The organism is Radiobacillus deserti (genome assembly GCF_007301515.1).
Lineage (GTDB): Bacteria > Bacillota > Bacilli > Bacillales > Amphibacillaceae > Radiobacillus > Radiobacillus deserti.
Genome location: NZ_CP041666.1, coordinates 1,936,468 through 1,959,673, shown reverse-complemented (window position 1 = coordinate 1,959,673; position 23,206 = coordinate 1,936,468). Strand labels below are relative to the sequence as shown.

Below are 23,206 nucleotides of genomic sequence, written 5' to 3'. Positions count from 1 at the left end.
ATGGAAGTATGATATATTATGTAGTACAAAAGGAATGGTGCAGTATTCTAGTCAGTCCTCCGTTTCTGAAGGCGGGCCTAAAAATCCGCCAAAGGGCACATCGATGAAGTTCCTTGTGCTGGCTTGAGGCGCCCAGCCTTGGGTTAGTGCTGGGAGTTAAGGTTGCAGGGCGATCCACAAAGGCATGTGGGCGAGGACCCTGCTTCCGCGGAGGCCCATCTCTGTGGAAAAATCTAATCCTAGATGATCCATGGAATGGGGTATGAACCTGTGTGATAGGGAGAGCTTTTCTAGAAAAGCGTATCTCTATCTGCAGCGTAGCCTGCCTTGAGTGGAACAGAGGGGATTATGGCATAAAATGTCTAATTAGATGGCCACTAATTCGGACATTTCTCTTTACCATATGAAATCTGTTCTGCAAAAGAGGCTAAGAAGCGGTTAAAGGCTGTTGAGGAAATCTCCTAGACTGTTCTGGAAAGGACATCGTATAGGGATTATAGTACGGACTAAGTGGTAATCCAGTCCAACTTTCGGAGACGGAGTTGAGTCAGGCTTAAAGGGGAACCGCCAGAATGGTGACATTCGGTGCTTGACTGGGAAAACCTACTGGACCTAAGCCGTAATTTTCACCTGTACGATGACCATTCCCTTTCTACATACGGTACAATATTAATGTAAATAGAGGGGTTTATGAAAAGTCAGATTAAACGATCGTTTAAATTCAGTATTAGTATCGCCGTTATCACGTTTGTGCTAGCGGCTATTTTTTCAGTTATATCATCCTCCATGCTTAGTGACCTAATGTGGATACTTGGACTGTTAATCGTGTTTCTCATCGTATTGGTAGGCGTTCTGTTTGATATGCTTGGAACAGCGTCTGCAGCTGCTGATGAGCCTCCTTTTCATGCGATGGCTGCAGAAAAAGTTTTTGGTGCCAAGCAAGCTATTACCATTGTTCGAAATGCGGAACGGGTCGCTAGCTTCTGTAATGATGTCATTGGGGACATCTCTGGGATTGTCAGTGGTACTGCTTCCGCAATTGTTGTGCTGCAGTTAGCAAACGGATTTGGACAATCAGAGGGTTCCTCCGTTCATTTAGTTATTTCTGTTTTGTTAACCAGTTTAGTAGCAGCGCTTACAGTTGGTGGAAAGGCGATGGGGAAATACTTTGCGATCCATTCTTCCACCCAAATCATCTTTTTTGCTGGTAAAATAGTTGCTTTTATAGAAGAAAAATTTAAAATAAAGATATTGCCATCTGAGAAGAAGAAGGAAGCAAGAAAATCCTAACAAAAAGGGGAGGAATCCCACCCATGGATCTTACAAATATTAAAGACCCAGCATTTTTAAAGAATCTTTCCGATGATGAATTGAAAGAACTAGCAGCAAAAATCAGAGAATTTTTAATTCATAAACTTTCTGTAACAGGCGGACATCTTGGAGCAAACTTAGGAGTAGTTGAATTAACGATTGCCCTACATAAACACTTTAATAGTCCAAAGGATAAATTTGTTTTTGATGTTGGGCATCAATCCTATATTCACAAAATACTAACCGGAAGAACGAGTGACTTTGATACGTTACGTCAGTATAAAGGAATGAGTGGATTTCCAAAGAGAGCAGAAAGTGAGCATGATATCTGGGAAACCGGACATAGTTCTACATCTTTATCTGCCGCTATGGGTATGGTTTTAGCTAGGGACCTAAAAGGAGAGGACCATTTTGTAGTGCCGATTATTGGAGATGGAGCACTAACTGGTGGAATGGCATTAGAAGCTTTAAATCACATTGGTCACGAAAAGAAAAACATCATTGTTATTCTGAACGATAATGAAATGTCGATTGCCGCTAACGTAGGAGCATTGCACAACGCACTCGGACGTATGCGAAGTGCAGGAAAGTATCGAAAAATGAAAGATGAACTGGAATTACTTCTGAAAAAGATTCCTGCGGTTGGAGGCAAGCTTGCAAACACTGTAGAACGAGTGAAGGACAGCATGAAGTACTTTATGGTTCCAGGTATGCTTTTTGAAGAGTTTGGATTTACGTATTATGGCCCAGTAAACGGTCATGATTTTGATGATTTGCAAGAAAATTTACAATATGCAAAGAAGACAGAAGGTCCTGTACTCGTGCACGTTATGACCCAAAAAGGGAAAGGCTATGTGCATGCGGAAACCGACCAAAAAGATAAGTGGCATGGTGTTGGACCGTACAAAATTGAATCTGGTGAGAAGATTAAAAAAGCGGATGCGCCACCAGCATGGAGTCAGGTGGTTAGTGATACGCTTGTTCAAGTTGCGAAAGAAGACAAGCGTGTTTCCGTTATCACTCCAGCCATGATTTTAGGCTCGAAGCTGGAAAATTTTCAAAAAGCTTTTCCTGATCGATTATTTGATGTTGGAATTGCAGAGCAACACGCTACAACACTTGCAGCTGGTTTAGCCACTCAAGGTATGAAACCGTTTTTAGCTATCTATTCTACTTTTTTACAACGTGCCTATGATCAGCTCGTTCATGATGTATGTCGCCAAAATCTAAACGTTGCATTTGGAATTGACCGATCGGGGTTAGTTGGAGCTGATGGCGAAACACATCACGGTGTGTTTGATATTTCCTTTTTACGACATCTACCAAATCTCGTTTTAATGATGCCGAAGGACGAAAATGAAGGACAACATATGGTGTACACTTCTCTACAATATAACGATGGACCCATTGCGGTACGATATCCAAGAGGAAATGGGTTAGGTGTGGCGATGGATACCGAATTAAAGGAAATTCCGATCGGGACATGGGAAGTGCTAAAAGAAGGAAAAGATTTAGTCGTCTTAACTTTTGGAACGACAATCCCAATGGCTTTGGAAGCTAGTCAGGAGCTAGAGGACAAGGGAATCTCCGTAAAAGTTGTCAATGCAAGATTTATTAAACCATTAGACGAACTAATGCTTCATCATTTGATGACCGAAGGATTGCCAATCCTCACTGTAGAAGAAGCAATTTTAAAAGGTGGCTTTGGAAGTGCTATTCTAGAGTTTGCCGAAGAGCATGACTACAAAGGTCAGCGTATAAAACGAATCGGTATTCCAGATAAATATATTGAACATGGTTCCGTGAAAGAATTATTAAAAGAAGTGAACATCACTAAAGAAGCAATACATGATGAAGTGATGAACATGCTTCCAAGTAAAAAGCAAAGGGCCTGATTGAATGGGTAAAAAAGTACGATTGGACGTATTGCTGGTTGAACGGCAATTAATCGAAACAAGAGAAAAAGCAAAACGTTCGATAATGGCCGGATTAGTATATTCTGAATCAGAACGTCTTGATAAACCTGGAATGAAAGTGGATGAAGACATTCCATTACTGGTAAAAGGAAATCTAATCCCCTATGTCGGCCGTGGTGGACTAAAGCTAGAAAAGGCATTGGATGTATTCAACATACAAGTACAAGATAAAATTATGGTAGACATTGGTTCTTCAACCGGTGGATTTACGGATTGTGCACTCCAAAATGGGGTCAAGCTTTGCTACGCAATAGATGTTGGTTATAATCAACTGGACTGGAAATTGAGAAACGATCCTAGAGTTGTTGTTATGGAGCGAACAAATTTTCGTTATGTAACACCTGACCAATTAACGGAAGGAATACCTAACTTTGCATCGATTGATGTGTCCTTTATTTCCCTTCGTTTGATATTACCTGTATTGACTACTATATTGGATGAAGATAGTGACGTCGTCGCGTTAATAAAACCACAATTTGAAGCAGGAAAAGAACAAGTGGGTAGAAAAGGGATTGTCAGAGATGTTAAAGTCCACAAGGAAGTGCTTACATCCATTCTTTCTTTTGCTGAAGCAAAGGGATTTCAAACGCGAGATTTAACCTTTTCGCCAATTACAGGCGGGGATGGAAATATTGAATTTCTCGTCCATTTATATTGGGGAGCAAAAAAAGAAGGAAAAACGGTGACAGATGTCGAAATGGACGATGTAGTTCAACTGGCACATGCTACACTTCATAATGCAGGCTAATGGCTACTACAAAGTAGCCATTTCTTCTATGTCAGTGGGAAGGTGGAACGGAGGGATTCGGTGAGTAAAGCTCAACGTCATATAAAAATAAGAGAATTGATTACACAACATAATATTGAAACACAGGATGACTTGGTCGATGAACTTAGAAATCTTGGCTATAATGTTACGCAGGCAACCGTTTCAAGGGATATAAAAGAATTACATCTCGTGAAAGTACCAATGGCAGACGGCAGATACAAGTATAGCTTGCCTGCAGACCAACGCTTTAATCCTTTAGAAAAACTCAGAAGATTAATTATGGACGCGTTTATTAAAATTGATACCGCAAGCCACTTTATCGTATTGAAAACATTACCAGGTAATGCGAACGCTGTTGGAGCGTTAATTGATCATCTCGATTGGGATGAAATACTAGGTACGATATGTGGAGATGATACGATTTTAATTATTTGTCGTACGGAAGTAGAAGCAGAAACCATTAAAGAACAACTATTGGACATGCTTTAATACACAAATTTTTAGTTATGGCTTTTTGTCTTCATATGTTATGGACAAGTGGGAGAGGTGTTCTTTTGTGTTAACAGAATTATCGATTAAAGACTTTGCGATTATTGATTCCTTGTCGATTACTTTTAAAGAAGGTCTAACCGTGATGACTGGAGAAACAGGTGCGGGAAAATCCATCATAATTGATGCTGTGGAGCTTTTGACTGGTGGACGAGGATCTGTGGAATTTGTTCGTTACGGATCTAATAAGGCGGAAATCGAAGGCTTATTTATCGTGGAAGATGGACAACATCCTATTTTCAAAAAAGCAATGCACTTAGGAATCGATATAGAAAATGAAGACGGGATGATTGTACTTAGTCGGACGATAACCTCTTCTGGAAAAAGTATTTGTAGAGTCAATGGAAAACTGGTTACACTAGCAATTTTAAAAGAATTAGGGAAATCATTAATTGACATACATAGCCAACATGAAACACAATCCCTTATGGATTCAGATCGCCATATTGAATTGTTAGATCTATATAGTCGAGAAGAGTTTCTTCCTGTACTGGAGGAGTATCACGATTTATTTTATAAATTAGAAGCCTTAAAAAAACGATATACCTCTTTAAGCGATAACGAAAAAGAAATGGCGCAACGATTGGATCTTTTACGTTTTCAATTAAATGAAATTCAAGCAGCAGAATTGGATCCTGCAGAAGATGAACAGCTTGTGGAAGAGAGGAACAAGCTCGTCAACTTTGAGAGAATCTTCCAAGGACTCCAAGACGCCTATCAAGCTTTGTACGGGGAACAAAAAGCCTTAGATTGGTTATCCGTGGCTTTGAATGGCTTGGAATCTGCAGGAGAGCATGATGAAACCGTAAAAGCCAAAAAAGAAGAGTTTTCGAATCATTATTATTTGATCGAAGAAATGACGTACGAGCTACGCAATCAACTGGATCAATTAGAATTTGATCCAGATCGTTTAAATGTGATTGAATCAAGGTTAAATGAAATACAAAACCTAAAAAAGAAATATGGTCACACCGTAACTGAAATTCTAGAGTATGCGATTGACATTGAAGAAGAATTGGATCAAATAGAGAATAGAGATTCGCATCTTACTCGACTAAAGAAAGAAATAAAAGAGCTTGCACACGACACGTATTTAGAAGCAGAGCAGCTACATAACTTAAGGGAAGAAGCTGCTGGTCAATTAACAGAAGCAATATTAAGAGAATTAAAAGATCTTTATCTTGAAAAAGCATCTTTTGCTGTCGATATTCAAAAACGACAAGCAAAGGAATCGGATGTAGTGGATTTAGAAATACCGGCGCATTTAACTCCGAATGGTTTTGACATCGTTAAATTTTTGATCACAACAAATCCTGGTGAGCCATTAAAAGAAATTTCAAAAGTGGCATCAGGAGGAGAATTATCTCGAATTATGCTGGCACTCAAAAAAATTTTTTCCAAGCATCAAGGAGTTACTAGTGTGATTTTCGACGAGGTAGATACCGGTGTGAGTGGACGAGTAGCACAAGCGATTGCAGAAAAAATCTATGGCATTTCATCTGGCTCTCAAGTGTTATGCATTACGCACTTACCACAAGTAGCATCTATGGCAGATACCCATCTCCTTATTGAAAAACGTGTGGACAACAATCGAACAAGTACAGAATTAAAAGAGTTATCTTCTGAAATGAAAGTGGAAGAAATAGGTCGGATGATCACAGGTACGGAAATGACGGAAACTACCAAGCAACACGCGAAAGAACTATTAAGTTTAGCACATAAGTTTAAGGAATCTCATCAATACTAAAATCACCCAATTGGGTGATTTTTTTCTACACAGAAGAATTTGAATTTATGCACATCTTTTCCCTTTCCAGCAGAGGAAATGATACCCCCAATTTCTCATCTTTGCAGGGTTTAAAAACCTTCCATTACGTACAAATTAGGATTACAGAAAAAAGTTAAAAGTATGGGTTAGGAATGAGGAGAGTGTAGATATGAACAAACGTAAAATCCGAAATGGCATAGGAATTTTACTCCTTGTGACTTTCCTGTCAATTCCATTTATTACACCAATACAGAATTATCTTTCTATACCGAATGAAATTAACACCGTTGATAGTAGTTCACCGATAGCCGTGCCTACAATGGGGGATGGAGTAGAAATAAAAGAAGAAGATAGCGACCAAGTCATTACAGCACTTGACTCATCAGAATTTCAGACTTTACAAGCAGGTTCAAGTAAAATTGTATATGAGATGGCTGGTCTACCCATTAAGCAGGTAGATGTAAATGTATTAAAAGATATGAAGGTGATTCCTGGGGGACAATCCATTGGGGTCAATCTCCACACACTAGGTGTCCTTGTTGTAGGACATCACCAAGTTTCTACAAGCAATGGACAAGTATCCCCTGGTGAAGAAGCTGATATTAAAGTAGGGGATATTCTTTTGAAAATTAATGGTAATAAAATAAACAAAATGAAAGAAGTTACTCCTTATGTGAATAAAGCAGGAGAAAATGATGAATCACTTACGGTCACAGTAAAAAGAGGAGATAAGACGTTCGAGACTAAATTAACACCTAAGCTAGATAGCAACGATGATAAATATCGAATCGGTTTGTACATTCGTGATTCGGCGTCTGGTATAGGAACCATGACGTTCTATCACCCGAAGACGAAAAAGTATGGTGCATTAGGACATGTTATTTCCGATATGGACACGAAAGAGCCAATTCAAGTTCATAATGGTACCATTGTGAGTTCGAATGTAAAGTCGATTGCGAAAGGAAAAAATGGTACTCCAGGTGAAAAACAAGCAGAGTTTTCACCTGGTGAAGATGTACTTGGTAACATTAAGGAGAATACACCATTTGGTGTTTTTGGAGAATTAAAGGATGGACTATCAGGCGGTAAATATAATAAACCAATGCCAATTGGCTTACAAAGTGAAGTCGAAGAAGGTCCAGCAAAAATATTGACCGTTGTAGAAGGAAACAAAGTGGAAGAATTTGACGTACAAATTGTCAATTCTATAAAACAGGACTATCCTTCCACTAAAGGAATGATTGTGAAAGTAACCGATAAAGAATTACTTGAAAAAACCGGAGGAATCGTTCAAGGTATGAGTGGTAGTCCCATTATTCAGAACGGCAAAGTTATTGGAGCAGTCACTCATGTATTCGTGAACGATCCTACTTCTGGATATGGTGTGCATATAGAATGGATGTTACACGAGGCAGGAATTGATATTTATAACAATGAACAGAAAAAAGCAAGCTAATAAAAATAGTCGGTGTCAGCAATTGGCACCGGCTTATTTTATGGTATAATAAATACGTAAAGATTATTCGACAAACAACTGTCACAATAAATCGAAAAACGAAGAAAACTAAAGATATTTAAAGCAAATCAAAAAAAATCCAATGTTTTTTCCGGAAAAGAAGGATTTTTAATCCTTATGTCGAAAATGTAACGTGGAGCAAGAGGCGAATTACATAAAGGAGGACTTACTTGTGGAAAAAATTAAAGTATGTTTGGTGGATGACAATCGAGAACTTATTCATTTAATGGAAGATTATTTCAGTAGCCAAGAGGATATTGAAGTGATTGGTACGGCATTTAATGGAAAAGAATGTTTAGAAATGCTTGAGGAGCTCGAACCGGATGTCGTCGTTCTTGATATTATAATGCCGCATTTAGACGGTTTAGCAGTGCTTGGTAAAATTCGTGAGATGGAAAGAAGCTCTTATCCGAATGTTATTATGCTAACAGCATTTGGCCAAGAAGAAGTGACGAAGAAAGCCGTTGATTTAGGAGCATCTTACTTTATTTTAAAACCGTTTGATTTAGAAAATCTTGGGGAGCAAATTAGACAAGTTGGTGGAAAATCACCAATATTAGAGAACAATGGTGCTAAATTTAAGAGTGCGATTACGAAGGAAGCGAAACGCCCAGATTTAGAAGCGAGCATTACACATATCATTCATGAAATTGGCGTACCTGCCCATATTAAAGGATATATGTACTTAAGAGAAGCGATAACAATGGTGTATAAAGATATCGAATTGTTAGGATCTATTACTAAAGTTCTTTATCCAGACATCGCCAAAAAATATAATACGACAGCGTCCAGAGTGGAAAGAGCAATCCGCCATGCTATTGAAGTAGCTTGGAGCAGAGGAAATATGGAATCCATCTCTTCTTTATTTGGCTATACCGTTAGCATTTCAAAAGCGAAGCCTACAAACTCTGAATTTATTGCAATGGTGGCAGACCGTCTACGATTAGAACACCGTGCAAGCTAATGCAAAACCCTTCGAACCTCATGTACATCATGAGCTTTGAAGGGTTTTTATTTTTGAGTAAATAAAATTTCATAAAATCTCCTTTTTCAAGAATATTTCCATTTATATTAGCGAAGAGTATCTCTTGAAGGAGGCGTTTTTCGTTGAAAAAAATTCTATTTTCAGCTCTCTTTATCTTTTTCTTAGCTGTGCCTTTAACTGTATCAGCTGCCGATAAGTACACAGTTCAACGTGGAGACAGTATGTGGAAAATAGCCCAAAGATACCAAATTGGTCTATCAGAAATTATTCAAGCGAACCCACACATATCGAATCCAAATCTTATCTATCCAGGACAAGTACTTAATATTCCTAATATTGATACGACAAAAAGCATTGAGCAACAGGTTATTGATCTAACCAATCAGCAACGAGCAAAAAATGGTTTGAGCCCATTAAAAGGAGATTGGGAACTATCCAGAGTTGCCCGATATAAATCTCAGGACATGCATGATCGTCGTTACTTTGATCATACAAGTCCAACGTATGGTTCTCCATTTACAATGATGAAAAACTTCGGAATCTCTTATCGTAGTGCTGCCGAAAATATTGCTAGAGGACAGCGTTCTGCACAAGAGGTAGTAAATGCATGGATGAACAGTGCTGGACATCGAAAGAACATCTTAACTCCAAATTTCACACATATCGGAGTTGGGTATGTAGCAGATGGAAACTACTGGACCCAAATGTTTATTCAAAAGTAAAGTAGAAAAGACAAGCCATCTGGCTTGTCTTTTCTACTTTACTGTTCAATTGACATACATTTTTAACCACTAGAGAAATTATTTATAAAAATAATGGTTTATCCATGTTTCCATAGGGAAATTACACGAAAAGTATGATACTATTTGAGTTATACTGTCTGAACCTTTAAACTATTCTTGAAGTGTTCAAAAACAATGTAATGGAGAGGTCAAAATGAAAGTAGCGAAGTTTGGTGGTAGTTCGGTTGCTTCTGCAGAACAACTCAGAAAAGTGGCCGATATTATAAAGAGTGATTCAGAACGCAGGGCTATCGTAGTGTCTGCACCTGGTAAGCGTTTTAAAGAGGATAAGAAAGTCACGGATATGTTAATTGAATTAGGGGATGCTTACTTTCAACATGCTGGAATCGAAAATGAGTTAAATGAAGTGCTTGAACGATTCAAAAATATAACAGATGAACTCGAACTAAATTCAGCTGAGATTGTAGACCAAATTCGAGAAGATGTATTTTACGTTTTAAACGATGATCGGGAAGATGTATTAAAACGTGATGGGCTAAAAGCGATTGGGGAAGATTCATTGGCAAAGGTGCTAAGTGCATATTTACAGTCTCTAGGCATGGATGCTACATACTTAAACCCTAAAGATGCGGGTATAATCGTTAGTGATGAACCAGGAAGTGCACAAATCCTAGAAGAAAGCTTTGATGAAATATATAAGATAAGAAATAAAGACGGGATTTTCGTCATTCCTGGATTTTATGGATATACAAAAGAAGGCAAGCTAATGACTTTCCCTAGAGGTGGATCAGATATTACGGGTTCTATTATTGCTGCAGGAATTCGGGCAGAATTATATGAGAATTTTACGGATGTTGATTCTGTTTATAGTGTAAACCCTAACATCGTACACAATCCGAAAAAAATTACGCACCTGACGTATAAAGAAATGCGGGAACTTTCTTATGCAGGATTCTCTGTTTTTCATGATGAAGCTTTGATCCCTGCATTTAAAGCAAAAATACCGGTTTGCATTAAGAATACCAATAACCCTTCCAGCCCAGGTACAATGATTGTGTCTGACAAAAAAGCTGGAGATTCACCAGTTGTAGGGATTGCTGGTGATAGTGGATTCTTAAGTTTGTATGTAAGTAAGTACTTGATGAATAGGGAATTAGGTTTTGGGCGAAAATTGTTAAATATTCTTGAGGATGAGCATATATCTTTCGAACATACTCCTTCAGGAATTGACGATATGTCTGTTATCATTAGATCGAGTCAATTAACACCTGATAAAGAAGATCGTGTTATGAACCGTATTTATGAGGAATTACACCCGGATACAGTGTCGATTGACAGAGATTTAGCATTGGTCATGATTGTAGGGGAAGGAATGGATAGTACTGTAGGAATTGCGAAAAAGGCAACAGATGCCTTTGCTTCGGAAAACATTAATTTAGAAATGATTAACCAAGGCTCATCTGAGGTTTCCATGATGTTTGGAATTAAAGCCTCCCGATTAGATGATGCTGTAAAAGCTTTGTATCACGCGTTCTTTTAAATGGAAAGGGCTAGTCTGCGGACTAGCCTTTTATTAATTCTTCTTCTTTATAAATCTACCTTTTGTTAAGTTTCTTTTTCGATCACGATGTAAGATAAAGCCTGCAATAAAAGATAATCCTGCTAAAAATAAAATGAGTCCAACACCAAATTGGATACTAATGTGTAAGAAAATAGAATGAAACTCTCCAAAAATGGAATCACGCATTAGTTTGATTCCGTATGTAGCGATAATCCCTGGTATGACAAGAATGAGTAAGGCAATAACTCTCATTAATAGACCCCTTTCTCTGTATGTTCTTAGTATAGCAAAGCAACTTCATATTGAAAATGAAACCCTCCTTGCTAAAATGTGCAGAAAAGGCTATCATGAAACTGTGCAAAAAAATGCAAAGTAGGGATGGAGCATGAAAAGGGTTCTTATAATTGGTGCTGGAAAAGGTGGCACAGCCCTATTGGAATTACTTCTTGAAACAGAAAAGATGGAAGTTGTTGCAATTGTGGATGTGGACGAAAAAGCTCCAGGGCTTCACCTTGCACGTAAACACGGAATATCAGCAGCCTCTGATTGGACAAGCTGGTTGGAGAAGGATATCGATATTGTCATTGAGGCTACCGGTAAGGAATACATATTGGAGCAAATTTTGGCGAAACGAGATCGACATACAGTGGTGATTCCAGGAACAGTTGCAAATATTATTTCAGAGTTATTGTATGAGAAAGAAACGCTAGTTCACCAGTTTCAAAATCAGACATCCATGCAAGAACTGATTATGAATAACTTACATGAGGGTATGATTGTGATTGATGATCATGAAACCGTTACATTTGTAAACAAGCGTGCTCAACAAATTGTAGGGGTTCCTTATGAAAACTTTGTCCATCAACCAATTCGAAAAGTAATAGATAAGACTCGCTTACCTCAAGTGTTACGGTTACGCAAAAAAGAGGTAAACCAACATCTAGTTCTGGAAAACGGAAAAAAAATAATTACGACTCGTATTCCAATTATTGATTCCAATGATCACTTGCGTGGAGCCTTTGCAATTTTTCGTGATATCACGGAGGTCGTGGAGCTTGCTGAGCAAATAACTGGTCTTAAAGAAGTGCAAAAAATGCTTGAAGCGATTTTCCACTCATCCGATGAAGCAATCAGCGTTGTCGATGATCAAGGAATTGGGATTATGATTAATCCTGCTTACACGAAAATAACAGGTTTAAAGGAAGAAGACATTGTGGGAAAACCTGCGTCTGTTGATATTTCAGAAGGGGAGAGCATGCATATGAAAGTGCTCCAAACGAGACGTCCTGTTCGTGGAGCACGTATGAAAGTTGGACCAAACAAAAAAGAAGTGCTAGTGAACGTGGCACCCATTATAGTAGATGGAAAATTAAAAGGTAGTGTAGGAGTCCTGCACGATGTATCAGAAATTAAAACTTTAACGAATGAATTAAAACGCGCAAGACAAATTATTCGAAACTTAGAAGCGAAATATACGTTTGATGATATCATTGGTTCTTCGAATGAAATGACACTGGCAATAGAGCAAGCCAAAGTAGGGGCGAGAACACCAGCTACCGTATTACTAAGAGGGGAATCCGGTACTGGTAAAGAGCTCTTTGCCCATGCTATTCATAATAAGAGTGACAGGAGACATAATAAATTTATCCGGGTAAACTGTGCGGCAATTGCTGAATCCGTCTTGGAAAGTGAATTGTTCGGATATGAAGAAGGTGCGTTTACTGGAGCTAAACGTGGTGGAAAAAAAGGATATTTTGAAGAAGCAAATAACGGAAGTATCTTCTTAGATGAGATTGGAGAGCTCTCTCTACATATGCAAGCAAAATTACTTCGGGTTCTACAAGAGGATGAAGTGGTCCGGGTTGGTGGTACAAAACCTGTTCCTATCGATGTTCGCATCATTACAGCGACGAATGCAAACTTAGAGAAAGCGATTATGAACGGGAAATTTAGAGAAGATTTGTACTATCGTTTAAATCGATTGCCTATTTATATTCCACCATTGCGCGAGAGAAGTGAGGATATAGAAGCGATTACACATTATTTAATCGAAAAGCTAAACCAAGATTACGGGCGAAACGTAACATCCATTGCAAAAGAAGCCATTGAATATTTGAAGGAATACCATTGGCCAGGAAATATCCGTGAATTAGAGAATGTGATTGGGCGAGCGATGATATACATGAAAGTTCATGAAGAAATCATATTGCGCGAACACATTCCAAAACTCGGGTTAGAAAAGACTGAACCACACAATCAAAAGGAATCTATCCTTCATGTAGGATATGAAAACCGTCCGTTACATGAGTCCCTAGAGAAGGTGGAAAAACAAATTATTTCGGATGCTTATCGTAAAACGGATTTTAATAAAACAAAAACCGCTGAGATATTAGGAATATCCATTCGAAATCTTTATTATAAAATGGACAAATACGAGATTGACAAAAAAAGCATGCAAGATTTTTCGTAATTGCAAAAATCTGCGTTGCTCAAAATACTGAAAGCTTGAAATTATTGATTTTACTTGTTGGCACGTAATTTGCATGTTAATTATTTGAGGAGATGATAAGGGGGGTTTTTATGCAGAAATTAGCTACACTTGTTGAACGTGTAAAAGAACGAAAGAATCGTATCGTTTCCGTGGCTCAAGCGGATGAAAAAGAAGTTCTCTTAGCAGTGAAATCTGCTTTAGAAGAGAATTTATGTTTCTTCCACTTATTTGGTGATAAAGCCAGAATCTTACATCTTGCAAAAGATATAGAGCTAGATGTGGGAAGCTTGTCTATTACTAATACCATTAGTGTAGAGGAGTCGGCGCGTGAAGCGGTCCAACTTGTGCGAAACGGGGGAGCGCATGTCTTAATGAAAGGGAATCTTCCCTCGGCTTTGCTTTTAAAGGCAGTTTTAAACAAGGAGTTTGGTATCCGAGGAGGGAATGTTCTTTCTCATGCTGCTTTATTTGAAGTCCCTAATTATTCCAAATTAATTATGCTATCGGATGCAGCAATGAATATTGCACCATCCCTCGAAGAAAAAGCAGCGATCACCAAAAATTCGGTATTTATTGCTAACAAAATAGGAATTACCCGTCCCAAAGTAGCAGTACTGGCGGCCGTAGAATATGTCAATCCGAATATGCAAGCAACACTAGATGCTGCACAGCTTGTAGAATTGGGCCGAAAGGGTGAAATACCAAATTGTAAGATAGAAGGACCGCTTGCATTTGATCTTGCAGTATCGAAAAAGGCGGCAGAAATTAAAGGAATCTCGTCCTCTGTTGCAGGTGATGTAGATATTATGATTGCACCAACCATAGAAGTGGGCAACACCTTATATAAATCATTTATTTATTTTGCGAATGCCAAAACAGCGGCAATCATTGTCGGAGCAAAAGCTCCTATTGTTCTTACGTCCCGATCCGATACATTTGAAAATAAAGTATTTTCTTTAAGCTTAGCGTTAATGTCTTCAACTATAGATTAGGAGGTTTCAATATGGAAATTTTTAAATATATGGAAACATACGATTACGAACAGTTGGTGTTCTGTCAAGATAAAACATCAGGATTAAAAGCTATAATTGCGATTCATGATACGACGTTAGGACCGGCATTAGGTGGTACAAGAATGTGGACTTATGCCTCAGAAGAAGCTGCTATCGAGGATGCGCTACGTCTGGCGAAAGGTATGACATACAAAAATGCAGCAGCTGGGTTAAATCTTGGTGGTGGAAAAACCGTTATTATTGGGGATCCGAGAAAGGATAAAAATGAGGCAATGTTTCGTGCATTCGGTCGTTACATTCAAGGGTTAAATGGCCGTTATATCACGGCAGAGGATGTTGGTACGACAGTTGCTGATATGGACCTTATTCACCAAGAGACGAATTTTGTAACGGGGATTTCACCTGAGTTTGGCTCTTCTGGGAACCCTTCACCAGTAACAGCGTTTGGGGTGTATAAAGGAATTAAAGCAGCTGCAAAAGAAGCGTTTGGCTCGGATTCTTTAGAAGGTAAAACGATTGCTGTACAAGGTGTCGGAAACGTGGCATACACGTTATGTGAGCACCTTCACCGTGAAGGTGCTAGCCTAATTGTTACAGATATAAACAAAGAGTCTGTTAATCGTGCGGTGGAAGCTTTTAACGCTAAAGCAGTAGATCCGGATGACATCTACGAAGTGGAATGTGATATCTATGCACCTTGTGCTTTAGGAGCGACTATTAATGATGAAACAATTCCATTGCTCAAGGCGAAAGTAGTTGCTGGTGCTGCTAACAACCAATTAAAAGAATCTAGACATGGTGATGTGTTGCGTGAAAAGGGTATTGTGTATGCACCTGACTTCGTTATTAATGCTGGTGGTGTTATGAACATTGCAGACGAATTAAATGGCTATAACAAAGAGCGTGCATTGAAAAAAGTAGAAACCATCTATGACAACTTGATGAAAGTATTTGATATCGCTAAAAGAGATAATATCGGAACGCATGTGGCTGCGGAGCGAATGGCAGAAGAAAGAATTCAAACGATTAAACAATCTAGAAGTCAATTCTTATTAAACGGACAACATATTTTGCGTAATAAACAATAAACACTTCTGTGAGAGGGGGATTCACGTCATGAAAACAAAACGAATACTAGTCATTAATCCAGGCTCCACCTCTACGAAAATTGGTGTCTTTGATGATGACCACTGTCTGTTTGAAAAGACGATTCGTCATAGCACAGAAGATTTATCAGAGTTCCCAAGAATTATTGATCAATATGAATTTCGAAAAAAAGTTATTCTGGAGGAACTTCATCATGAAGGGATTAACATATCTAAGCTAGCTGCTGTCTGTGGACGAGGTGGATTACTTCGTCCTATCGAGGGTGGAACCTATCAAGTGAATGAAGAAATGCTCCAAGATCTACGGATGGGGTTTAATGGAGAACATGCTTCTAATCTAGGTGGAATTTTAGCTTTTGAAATTGCTTCCGGATTAAACATTCCTTCTTATATTGTAGACCCAGTTGTGGTGGATGAGCTTCAAGATATTGCTAGGCTATCTGGTGTGCCGGAAATCCCAAGAAAAAGTATTTTTCATGCGCTCAATCAAAAAGCAGTGGGAAGAAAAGCAGCGAAAGATCTCGGTACTACATACGAGTCATCTAATCTCATTATCGTACATATGGGTGGTGGAATTACAATTGGTGCGCATCATAATGGGCGCGTCATTGACGTGAACAACGGCTTACATGGGGATGGACCTTTTTCACCAGAGAGAGCTGGAACAGTTCCTGCAGGTGATTTAGTTTCCATTTGTTTCTCTGGCCAGTACTACCGAGAAGAGGTTATGAAGAAACTAGTAGGACATGGAGGACTTGTTGGCTATTTGGGAACGAACGATGCGGTAGAAGTGGAAGAAAAAATGCTTCAAGGGGATGAAACAGCGCGACTGGTTTATGAAGCTATGGCTTATCAAGTAGCAAAAGAAGTGGGAGCCATGAGTGCAGTTCTTAAAGGGAAAGTGGATGCCATTGCTTTGACTGGTGGAATTGCTCACAGTAAGCCAATCGTACGTATGATTTCTGATCATATAGGATGGATCGCAGATGTCCTTATTTATCCTGGAGAAAATGAGCTTGAAGCCTTAGCTCAAGGAACGCTTCGTGTTCTGAATGAGGAAGAACAACCAAAACAATATCCGAATGTGAAGGAGGGCTAATGAATGGCAAAAGATTATGATCTCGTTATACTTGGCGGTGGGACTGGTGGGTACGTTGCAGCAATCCGCGCCTCTCAGCTCGGTCTAAAAACTGCTATCGTGGAAAAAGAAAAGCTAGGTGGAACCTGTTTACATAAAGGATGTATCCCTTCTAAAGCATTACTTAGAAGTGCGGAAGTATTTAGACAGACCAAAGAAGCAAGTGACTTTGGTGTTATATCAGATGAACCAACTCTTAATTTTGAAAAGGTTCAGAGTAGAAAATCTTCTATTATCGAGACGCTGCACCGTGGAGTTCAAGGTTTAATGAAGAAAGGGAAAATCGATGTGTATGAAGGATACGGCAGGATATTAGGACCATCTATTTTTTCGCCAACTGCTGGAACAATATCTGTTGAATATGAAAATGGTGATGAGAACGATATGTTAATTCCGAAAAATGTTCTCATTTCAACGGGATCACACCCAAGAACGTTACCTGGCTTAGAAGTGGATTGTAAAAAAATTATGACGTCGGATGACATCTTACAGCTAGAGGCATTGCCTGCCTCATTAATCGTGCTAGGTGGTGGTGTTATTGGGATAGAATGGGCGTCTATGCTTGCTGATTTTGGCGTAGAGGTAACGGTCCTTGAATATGGTTCAAGAATTCTTCCGACAGAGGATCATGAGATTGCGAAGGAAATGCACAAACAACTCAAGAAAAAAGGCATCAATATCTTAACGAATGCGAATCTCTTAGCAGACACCTTACAAACAGATAGTCAAGTTCAAGTAGAGGCGGATATAAACGGGAATACAGAAAGTTTTGTAGCGGACGGCATTCTCATTTCTATTGGGAGAGTCCCTAATACAGAAAATATTGGCTTAGAAAATACAGATATACAAAAAACAGAACAAGGATTTATCCAAACGAATGAGATGTACCAAACAAAAGAGTCTCACATATACGCTATTGGGGACGTCATTGGTGGTATGCAGCTAGCGCATGTTGCGTCCCATGAAGGAATTGTAGCAGTTGAACATATAGCCGGTGAAAAACCGTTTCCAATTCAATATGATAATGTACCTTCCTGTATTTATAGTCATCCAGAAGCGGCAAGTGTGGGAATCACAGAAGAACAAGCTAAAGAAAGAGGCTTTGATATTAAAGTAGGTAAAATGCCTTTCCAAGCAATTGGAAAAGCACTTGTTTATGGGGAAACGGATGGTTTCGCTAAGATTATTGCGGATAAACAAACAAATGACATATTAGGAATTCATTTGATTGGCCCACATGTAACAGACATGATTTCAGAAGCTGGTTTAGCTATGGTACTAGATGCTACTCCGTGGGAAGTAGGAGAAACGATTCATCCACACCCTACCTTGTCCGAAATTTTTGGGGAGGCTGCATTAGCAGTGGATGGGAAACAAATACATGGATAGTTTCTGGTTCGAAACGAAGGAGGGAGAAGTATGACAGACAACAAGCATCAGGCGCTAGGTTTAACAGATGAAGATGTGATGAATATGTATGAAACGATGTTACTCGCAAGAAAGATTGATGAACGGATGTGGCTTTTAAACCGTGCGGGTAAAATTCCGTTTGTTATTTCGTGTCAAGGTCAAGAAGCTACCCAAGTTGGGGCAGCCTATGCCTTAGATCGAAATAAGGACTACGTGTTGCCTTATTATCGGGATATGGGGGTTGTTTTAGCCTTCGGGATGACTGCAACGGAGCTTATGTTATCTGGCTTTGCTAAGGCTGAGGATCCAAACTCAGGTGGTCGTCAAATGCCTGGACACTTTGGTCAGAAAAAGAATCGTATAGTGACAGGGTCTTCTCCTGTTACTACGCAAGTTCCGCACGCAGTTGGCGTAGCTTTAGGCGGAAAAATGGAAAAGAAAGATTTCGTAAGTTTTGTCACACTTGGAGAAGGATCTTCTAATCAAGGTGATTTCCACGAAGGAGCAAACTTCGCAGGGGTTCATAAATTACCTGTCATTTTTTTAGTGGAAAATAACAAGTATGCGATATCTGTGCCGGTTGACCGCCAACTTGCGTGTGAAAAGGTATCAGATCGTGCAATTGGCTACGGGATGCCGGGTTATACTGTGGATGGAAATGATCCGTTAGAAGTCTATCGTGTTGTAAAAGAAGCGGCAGACCGAGCGCGAAATGGAGAAGGTCCAACCTTAATTGAAGCAGTGTCCTATCGATTAACACCTCATTCTAGTGATGATGATGATCGTCACTATCGAGATCAAGAAGAAGTAGAAGAAGCGAAGCAAAAAGATTCGTTACGTACGTTTGCTACGTATTTAAGAGAAATTGGCTTGTTAACGGATGAAAAGCAAGAAGAGCTAGAAAAAAGAATTATGACACAAGTCAATGAAGCTACTGACTATGCCGAGCAAGCATCCTATCCAGATGCGGATACGTTGTATGATTTTGTTTACGGTGAGCAAGGGGGAGAACGATAATGCCAGTTTTATCCTATATACAAGCTGTCACCCAAGCAATGCGTGAAGAAATGGAACGAGATGAAAAGGTGTTTGTACTAGGAGAAGATGTTGGAAAACGTGGAGGAGTTTTTCGTGCGACCGAAGGCCTTTATGAACAATTTGGTGATGCGAGGGTGTTAGATACACCGTTAGCAGAATCAGCGATCGCAGGTGTAGGAATTGGTGCAGCGATGTACGGAATGCGACCAGTTGCAGAAATGCAATTCGCCGATTTCATCATGCCAGCTATCAATCAAATCATTTCAGAAGCGGCAAAAATTCGTTATCGAAGTAACAATGATTGGCATTGCCCGATTACTATTCGTGCTCCCTATGGTGGAGGAGTACACGGTGCATTGTATCATTCCCAATCCGTAGAAGCGATTTTTGCGAATCAGCCAGGGTTGAAAATTGTAATGCCATCCACTCCTTATGATGTCAAAGGACTATTAAAGGCAGCTATTCGTGATGATGATCCTGTCCTTTTCTTTGAACATAAACGTGCTTACAGACTAATCAAGGGAGAAGTACCGGAAGAAGATTATACACTTCCGATTGGAAAAGCAGATGTGAAGCGAGAAGGCTCTGATGTAACGGTTATTACATATGGATTGTGCGTTCACTTTGCCTTACAGGCTGCTGAAAAATTAGCAAGTGAAGGAATAGATGTTCACATTCTAGATCTACGTACCATTTATCCTCTTGATCAAGAAGCAATCATTGAAGCGGCTTCCAAAACAGGAAAAGTACTACTTGTGACCGAGGATACGTTAGAAGGAAGTATTATAGGAGAAGTGGCAGCGATTATAAGTGAACACTGCTTGTTTGACCTAGACGCTCCGATTAAACGTCTAGCCGGACCAAATGTGCCTGCAATGCCATACGCACCTACAATGGAAAAGAGATTTATGGTAAACCCGGACAAAGTAGAACAAGCCATTCGGGACCTAGCTGAATTTTAAAGGAGGGGTATGATGGCAACTGAAAAAATTAATATGCCGCAACTAGGAGAAAGTGTTACAGAAGGAACGATCAAACACTTGGTTAGTAAAAGTAGGCGATCACGTAAATAAATATGATCCGATTGCAGAGGTCATGACAGATAAAGTAAACGCTGAAGTCCCTTCGTCTTTCACCGGAACAATTAAAGAGCTAGTGGCAGCAGAAGGAGATACACTATCAGTAGGAGAACTCATGTGCTATATCGAAATTGAAGGAAATCAAGAGACAGAAGTGCAATCAGAGACCTCTACTGCAACGGAGGAAAATGCACCTGAACAGACTAGTCAAGACTCTTCGATGAAGATGAGATACTCTCCAGCTGTGCTTAAGCTATCACAGGAACATAACATTCCATTAGAACAAGTAATTGGTACGGGGCGTGGTGGTAGAATTACTCGAAAAGATATCGAAAAAGTCATCGCGGAAGGCGGCGTTTCTGCTTCATCAGTAAAACAGGAAGCAGAAGCATCTACTGTCTCAACCGAGCAGAAAGCACAGCCTAGTTCAACCGCTTCAGCTTTACCTGGAGATATAGAAATTCCGGTAACAGGAGTTCGAAAGGCCATAGCGAAAAACATGGTAACCTCTAAAACGGAAATTCCACATGCTTGGATGATGGTGGAGGTGGATGTGACTGATTTAGTAAGCTATCGAAACAGTATGAAGGATAAGTTTAAAAAAGAAGAAGGATTCAACCTAACGTTTTTTGCTTTCTTTGTTAAAGCAATCTCTACAGCATTAAAAGAATTTCCACAATTGAACAGTTCTTGGGCTGGCGATAAGATCATACAACGAAAAGAGATTAACATCTCTATTGCAGTGGCTAAAGGACAGGAACTATTCGTTCCTGTTATCAAAAATGCTGATGAAAAAAGCATCAAAGGGATTGCGAAGGACATTCATCAATTAGCGGATAAAGCTAGAACTGGTTCTTTAACAGCGAAGGACATGGAAGGCGGTACCTTTACGGTGAATAACACAGGCTCATTCGGTTCCGTTCAGTCCATGGGAGTTATTAATCACCCTCAAGCTGCAATTTTGCAGGTTGAGTCTATTGTGAAAAGACCTGTCATTATTAATGACATGTTTGCTGCTCGCGATATGGTGAATTTATGTCTTTCTCTTGATCACCGCGTGTTGGATGGACTGATTTGTGGTCAGTTTCTTGCTCGAGTAAAAGAGCTCTTGGAACAAACGAGTATGGATAATACCCCAATTTATTAAGTTCAATTAAATTGAATCCAACTAATGTTCCTGTTACTATTAGGGGGAAAAGACCTATACGGAGGAGCTGAAAGGCATGGATTTTAATTTGTACATGCATGACATTGTGCAATCTGCCAGAGAAGACTTAACACAAGCGGGATATAAGGAACTAACGTCACCAGAGGAAGTAGATCGAGCGTTGAATGAAAAAGGGACTACATTAGTCATGGTGAATTCTACTTGTGGCTGTGCGGGTGGAGTAGCTCGTCCTGCTGCTGCACATGCGATTCATTACGATAAGCGTCCTGACCATTTAGTCACAGTGTTCGCTGGACAGGATAAGGACGCGACGGAGCGTGCAAGGGAATACTTTGAAGGTTATCCACCTTCTTCGCCATCTTTTGCATTATTAAAAGATGGGAAAATTATATCCATGGTAGAACGCCATGATATTGAAGGATTTTCTCCTGTTGACGTGGTAACGAAACTACAAGCGTTGTTTGATCAACACTGTGAAGAAGTTTAATCTATAACCCTTGTTGCAATAGTAACAAGGGTTTTTTAATAAGACTACTTGATGTGATAAGGAGTTCATCGTGAAAATCGGTTATCGTACGTTAAAAACAGCAATCGGCACACCAGTATCTATTTGGATCGCAGAATTGTTTCAACTAGACAATTATGTATCCGCGGGGATTCTAACCATTCTTTGTATTCAATCTACAAGAAAGCGTTCGTTTATTAGTTCAGGACATCGTATTGCAGCGTGCTTGCTGGCAATTTTATTTGCCTGTATTCTTTTTGGACTAATCGGTTATCATCCTATTACGATTGGACTTCTTTTAATCTTATTTATTCCTGTTACCGTTAAATTTAAAATTACGTCAGGCATCGCTTCCAGTTCCGTTATTCTTTTACATTTATATAGTGCGGGGGTTATAGATTTTCCATTGATTGTAAATGAATTGGGGATCATAGGCATTGGGATTGGTGTTGCGTTGTTGTTAAATCTTTATATGCCAAGTTTAGATGATACGTTAAAAAACACGCAGCAACAATTAGAAGATAACTTTAAATCCATTCTCTATGAAATTTCTGTATATTTACGTGAAGGCACCCAAACGTGGACAGGTAGAGAAATCATCGCTACAGATGAACTACTTAATAAATCAGAAAGACTCGTAGCTCGAGATGTAGAAAATCATATATTTCGTGGGAGTCACCCTTATTCAGACTATTTTAAGATGCGACGCAAACAGTTTGATTTGCTAAAACGTATGTTACCATTAGTTAGTCAAATTCAAGTAGGATACGACCAGTGCTACCGGTTAGCAGATTTTTTTGAATCGTTATCAGAATCTGTGCATCCGGGGAATACCGCAACACGTCACTTAGAAGCGATGAAACAATTAAAGAGAACCTTTTCCGAAGATGAATTACCGAAAACAAGGGAAGAATTTGAAGCAAGAGCTACCCTGTTTCGCCTTATGTATGAAATGGAGCAGTATCTAATCATTAAAAGATATTTTAAAAAGAGTGATGTGTAAACTTGCCAAATATACCTTTACTTACTTGTACTCATGTGAAGTAGTATTCCTTTGATTAGGGAATAGTATGGAGTAAA

19 protein-coding genes and 1 pseudogene are annotated in these 23,206 nt (G+C 39.3%); 19 read left to right on the top strand and 1 reads right to left on the bottom strand.

What is annotated here, in order from left to right; genetic code table 11:
• The first annotated feature begins 690 nt into the window (after positions 1-690).
• The 9 genes from FN924_RS10385 (at position 691) to FN924_RS10345 (ending at position 11,157) form a co-directional block, all read left to right on the top strand.
• Entirely contained in the window at positions 691-1,290 is a 600-nt protein-coding gene (locus FN924_RS10385) for a CNNM metal transporter family protein (protein WP_143894249.1), read from the top strand.
• Between the two features lie 23 nt (positions 1,291-1,313).
• Entirely contained in the window at positions 1,314-3,206 is a 1,893-nt protein-coding gene (gene dxs / locus FN924_RS10380; protein WP_143894248.1) for a 1-deoxy-D-xylulose-5-phosphate synthase, read from the top strand.
• Between the two features lie 4 nt (positions 3,207-3,210).
• Positions 3,211-4,035: a TlyA family RNA methyltransferase gene (locus tag FN924_RS10375; RefSeq protein WP_143894246.1), complete on the top strand. Its 825-nt coding sequence runs from the start codon at positions 3,211-3,213 to the stop codon at positions 4,033-4,035.
• 60 nt (positions 4,036-4,095) lie between these two features.
• Entirely contained in the window at positions 4,096-4,545 is a 450-nt protein-coding gene (gene ahrC, locus FN924_RS10370) for a transcriptional regulator AhrC/ArgR (RefSeq protein WP_143894244.1), read from the top strand.
• Positions 4,546-4,612: 67 nt separating this feature from the next.
• Positions 4,613-6,352, top strand: coding sequence for a DNA repair protein RecN (gene recN, locus FN924_RS10365; protein ID WP_143894242.1), 1,740 nt, complete (start codon positions 4,613-4,615; stop codon positions 6,350-6,352).
• A gap of 190 nt (positions 6,353-6,542) precedes the next feature.
• Positions 6,543-7,829 carry a SpoIVB peptidase gene (gene spoIVB / locus FN924_RS10360; RefSeq protein WP_143894240.1) on the top strand — a complete coding sequence of 429 codons (1,287 nt, stop codon included), beginning with the start codon at positions 6,543-6,545 and terminating at the stop codon, positions 7,827-7,829.
• A 232-nt stretch (positions 7,830-8,061) separates the two neighbouring features.
• On the top strand, positions 8,062-8,853 hold the full coding sequence (gene spo0A / locus FN924_RS10355) for a sporulation transcription factor Spo0A (RefSeq protein WP_143894237.1): 792 nt from the start codon (positions 8,062-8,064) through the stop codon (positions 8,851-8,853).
• 143 nt (positions 8,854-8,996) lie between these two features.
• Positions 8,997-9,596 carry a SafA/ExsA family spore coat assembly protein gene (gene safA, locus FN924_RS10350; protein WP_143894236.1) on the top strand — a complete coding sequence of 200 codons (600 nt, stop codon included), beginning with the start codon at positions 8,997-8,999 and terminating at the stop codon, positions 9,594-9,596.
• Between the two features lie 214 nt (positions 9,597-9,810).
• The gene (locus FN924_RS10345) at positions 9,811-11,157 is read left to right on the top strand and encodes an aspartate kinase (RefSeq protein WP_143894234.1); all 1,347 of its coding nucleotides are present in this window, start codon (positions 9,811-9,813) and stop codon (positions 11,155-11,157) included.
• Positions 11,158-11,190: 33 nt separating this feature from the next.
• Here the strand turns inward: FN924_RS10345 and FN924_RS10340 are convergent, their stop codons facing one another.
• Entirely contained in the window at positions 11,191-11,430 is a 240-nt protein-coding gene (locus FN924_RS10340; protein WP_143894232.1) for a DUF2627 domain-containing protein, read from the bottom strand.
• Between the two features lie 133 nt (positions 11,431-11,563).
• On the opposite strand from FN924_RS10340, the gene FN924_RS10335 reads away from it, so the two are divergent.
• The 10 genes and pseudogenes from FN924_RS10335 (at position 11,564) to FN924_RS10290 (ending at position 23,129) form a co-directional block, all read left to right on the top strand.
• Positions 11,564-13,648, top strand: a complete 2,085-nt coding sequence (locus tag FN924_RS10335) for a sigma-54 interaction domain-containing protein (protein ID WP_143894230.1) — start codon at positions 11,564-11,566, stop codon at positions 13,646-13,648.
• A gap of 110 nt (positions 13,649-13,758) precedes the next feature.
• Positions 13,759-14,661, top strand: coding sequence for a bifunctional enoyl-CoA hydratase/phosphate acetyltransferase (locus tag FN924_RS10330; RefSeq protein ID WP_143894228.1), 903 nt, complete (start codon positions 13,759-13,761; stop codon positions 14,659-14,661).
• Between the two features lie 11 nt (positions 14,662-14,672).
• On the top strand, positions 14,673-15,770 hold the full coding sequence (locus tag FN924_RS10325) for a Leu/Phe/Val dehydrogenase (RefSeq protein WP_143894226.1): 1,098 nt from the start codon (positions 14,673-14,675) through the stop codon (positions 15,768-15,770).
• 28 nt (positions 15,771-15,798) lie between these two features.
• Positions 15,799-16,887: a butyrate kinase gene (buk, locus tag FN924_RS10320; protein WP_143894224.1), complete on the top strand. Its 1,089-nt coding sequence runs from the start codon at positions 15,799-15,801 to the stop codon at positions 16,885-16,887.
• Between the two features lie 3 nt (positions 16,888-16,890).
• On the top strand, positions 16,891-18,315 hold the full coding sequence (lpdA, locus tag FN924_RS10315; RefSeq protein ID WP_143894222.1) for a dihydrolipoyl dehydrogenase: 1,425 nt from the start codon (positions 16,891-16,893) through the stop codon (positions 18,313-18,315).
• 30 nt (positions 18,316-18,345) lie between these two features.
• Positions 18,346-19,353 (top strand): thiamine pyrophosphate-dependent dehydrogenase E1 component subunit alpha, encoded by a 1,008-nt coding sequence (locus FN924_RS10310; protein ID WP_143894220.1) that lies wholly within the window; start codon positions 18,346-18,348, stop codon positions 19,351-19,353.
• Complete coding sequence (locus tag FN924_RS10305; RefSeq protein ID WP_143894218.1) at positions 19,353-20,336, top strand: alpha-ketoacid dehydrogenase subunit beta; 984 nt, start codon at positions 19,353-19,355, stop codon at positions 20,334-20,336. The genes FN924_RS10310 and FN924_RS10305 overlap by 1 nt, the downstream gene beginning before the upstream one ends.
• 12 nt (positions 20,337-20,348) lie before the next feature.
• Positions 20,349-21,600: pseudogene (locus FN924_RS10300) on the top strand (dihydrolipoamide acetyltransferase family protein).
• A 76-nt stretch (positions 21,601-21,676) separates the two neighbouring features.
• Entirely contained in the window at positions 21,677-22,108 is a 432-nt protein-coding gene (locus FN924_RS10295; protein WP_143894216.1) for a BrxA/BrxB family bacilliredoxin, read from the top strand.
• Positions 22,109-22,178: 70 nt separating this feature from the next.
• Positions 22,179-23,129, top strand: a complete 951-nt coding sequence (locus FN924_RS10290) for an aromatic acid exporter family protein (protein WP_143894214.1) — start codon at positions 22,179-22,181, stop codon at positions 23,127-23,129.
• Positions 23,130-23,206 lie beyond the last annotated feature (77 nt).

What these genes read in the sequence shown, in the direction of transcription:
- FN924_RS10385 (WP_143894249.1), top strand. Translation starts at nt 691, where the DNA reads ATGAAAAGTCAGATTAAACGATCGTTTAAATTCAGTATTAGTATCGCC.
- dxs (WP_143894248.1), top strand. Translation starts at nt 1,314, where the DNA reads ATGGATCTTACAAATATTAAAGACCCAGCATTTTTAAAGAATCTTTCC.
- FN924_RS10375 (WP_143894246.1), top strand. Translation starts at nt 3,211, where the DNA reads ATGGGTAAAAAAGTACGATTGGACGTATTGCTGGTTGAACGGCAATTA.
- spoIVB (WP_143894240.1), top strand. Translation starts at nt 6,543, where the DNA reads ATGAACAAACGTAAAATCCGAAATGGCATAGGAATTTTACTCCTTGTG.
- FN924_RS10345 (WP_143894234.1), top strand. Translation starts at nt 9,811, where the DNA reads ATGAAAGTAGCGAAGTTTGGTGGTAGTTCGGTTGCTTCTGCAGAACAA.
- FN924_RS10340 (WP_143894232.1), bottom strand. Translation starts at nt 11,430, where the DNA reads ATGAGAGTTATTGCCTTACTCATTCTTGTCATACCAGGGATTATCGCT.
- FN924_RS10335 (WP_143894230.1), top strand. Translation starts at nt 11,564, where the DNA reads ATGAAAAGGGTTCTTATAATTGGTGCTGGAAAAGGTGGCACAGCCCTA.
- FN924_RS10330 (WP_143894228.1), top strand. Translation starts at nt 13,759, where the DNA reads ATGCAGAAATTAGCTACACTTGTTGAACGTGTAAAAGAACGAAAGAAT.
- FN924_RS10325 (WP_143894226.1), top strand. Translation starts at nt 14,673, where the DNA reads ATGGAAATTTTTAAATATATGGAAACATACGATTACGAACAGTTGGTG.
- buk (WP_143894224.1), top strand. Translation starts at nt 15,799, where the DNA reads ATGAAAACAAAACGAATACTAGTCATTAATCCAGGCTCCACCTCTACG.
- lpdA (WP_143894222.1), top strand. Translation starts at nt 16,891, where the DNA reads ATGGCAAAAGATTATGATCTCGTTATACTTGGCGGTGGGACTGGTGGG.
- FN924_RS10310 (WP_143894220.1), top strand. Translation starts at nt 18,346, where the DNA reads ATGACAGACAACAAGCATCAGGCGCTAGGTTTAACAGATGAAGATGTG.
- FN924_RS10305 (WP_143894218.1), top strand. Translation starts at nt 19,353, where the DNA reads ATGCCAGTTTTATCCTATATACAAGCTGTCACCCAAGCAATGCGTGAA.
- FN924_RS10295 (WP_143894216.1), top strand. Translation starts at nt 21,677, where the DNA reads ATGGATTTTAATTTGTACATGCATGACATTGTGCAATCTGCCAGAGAA.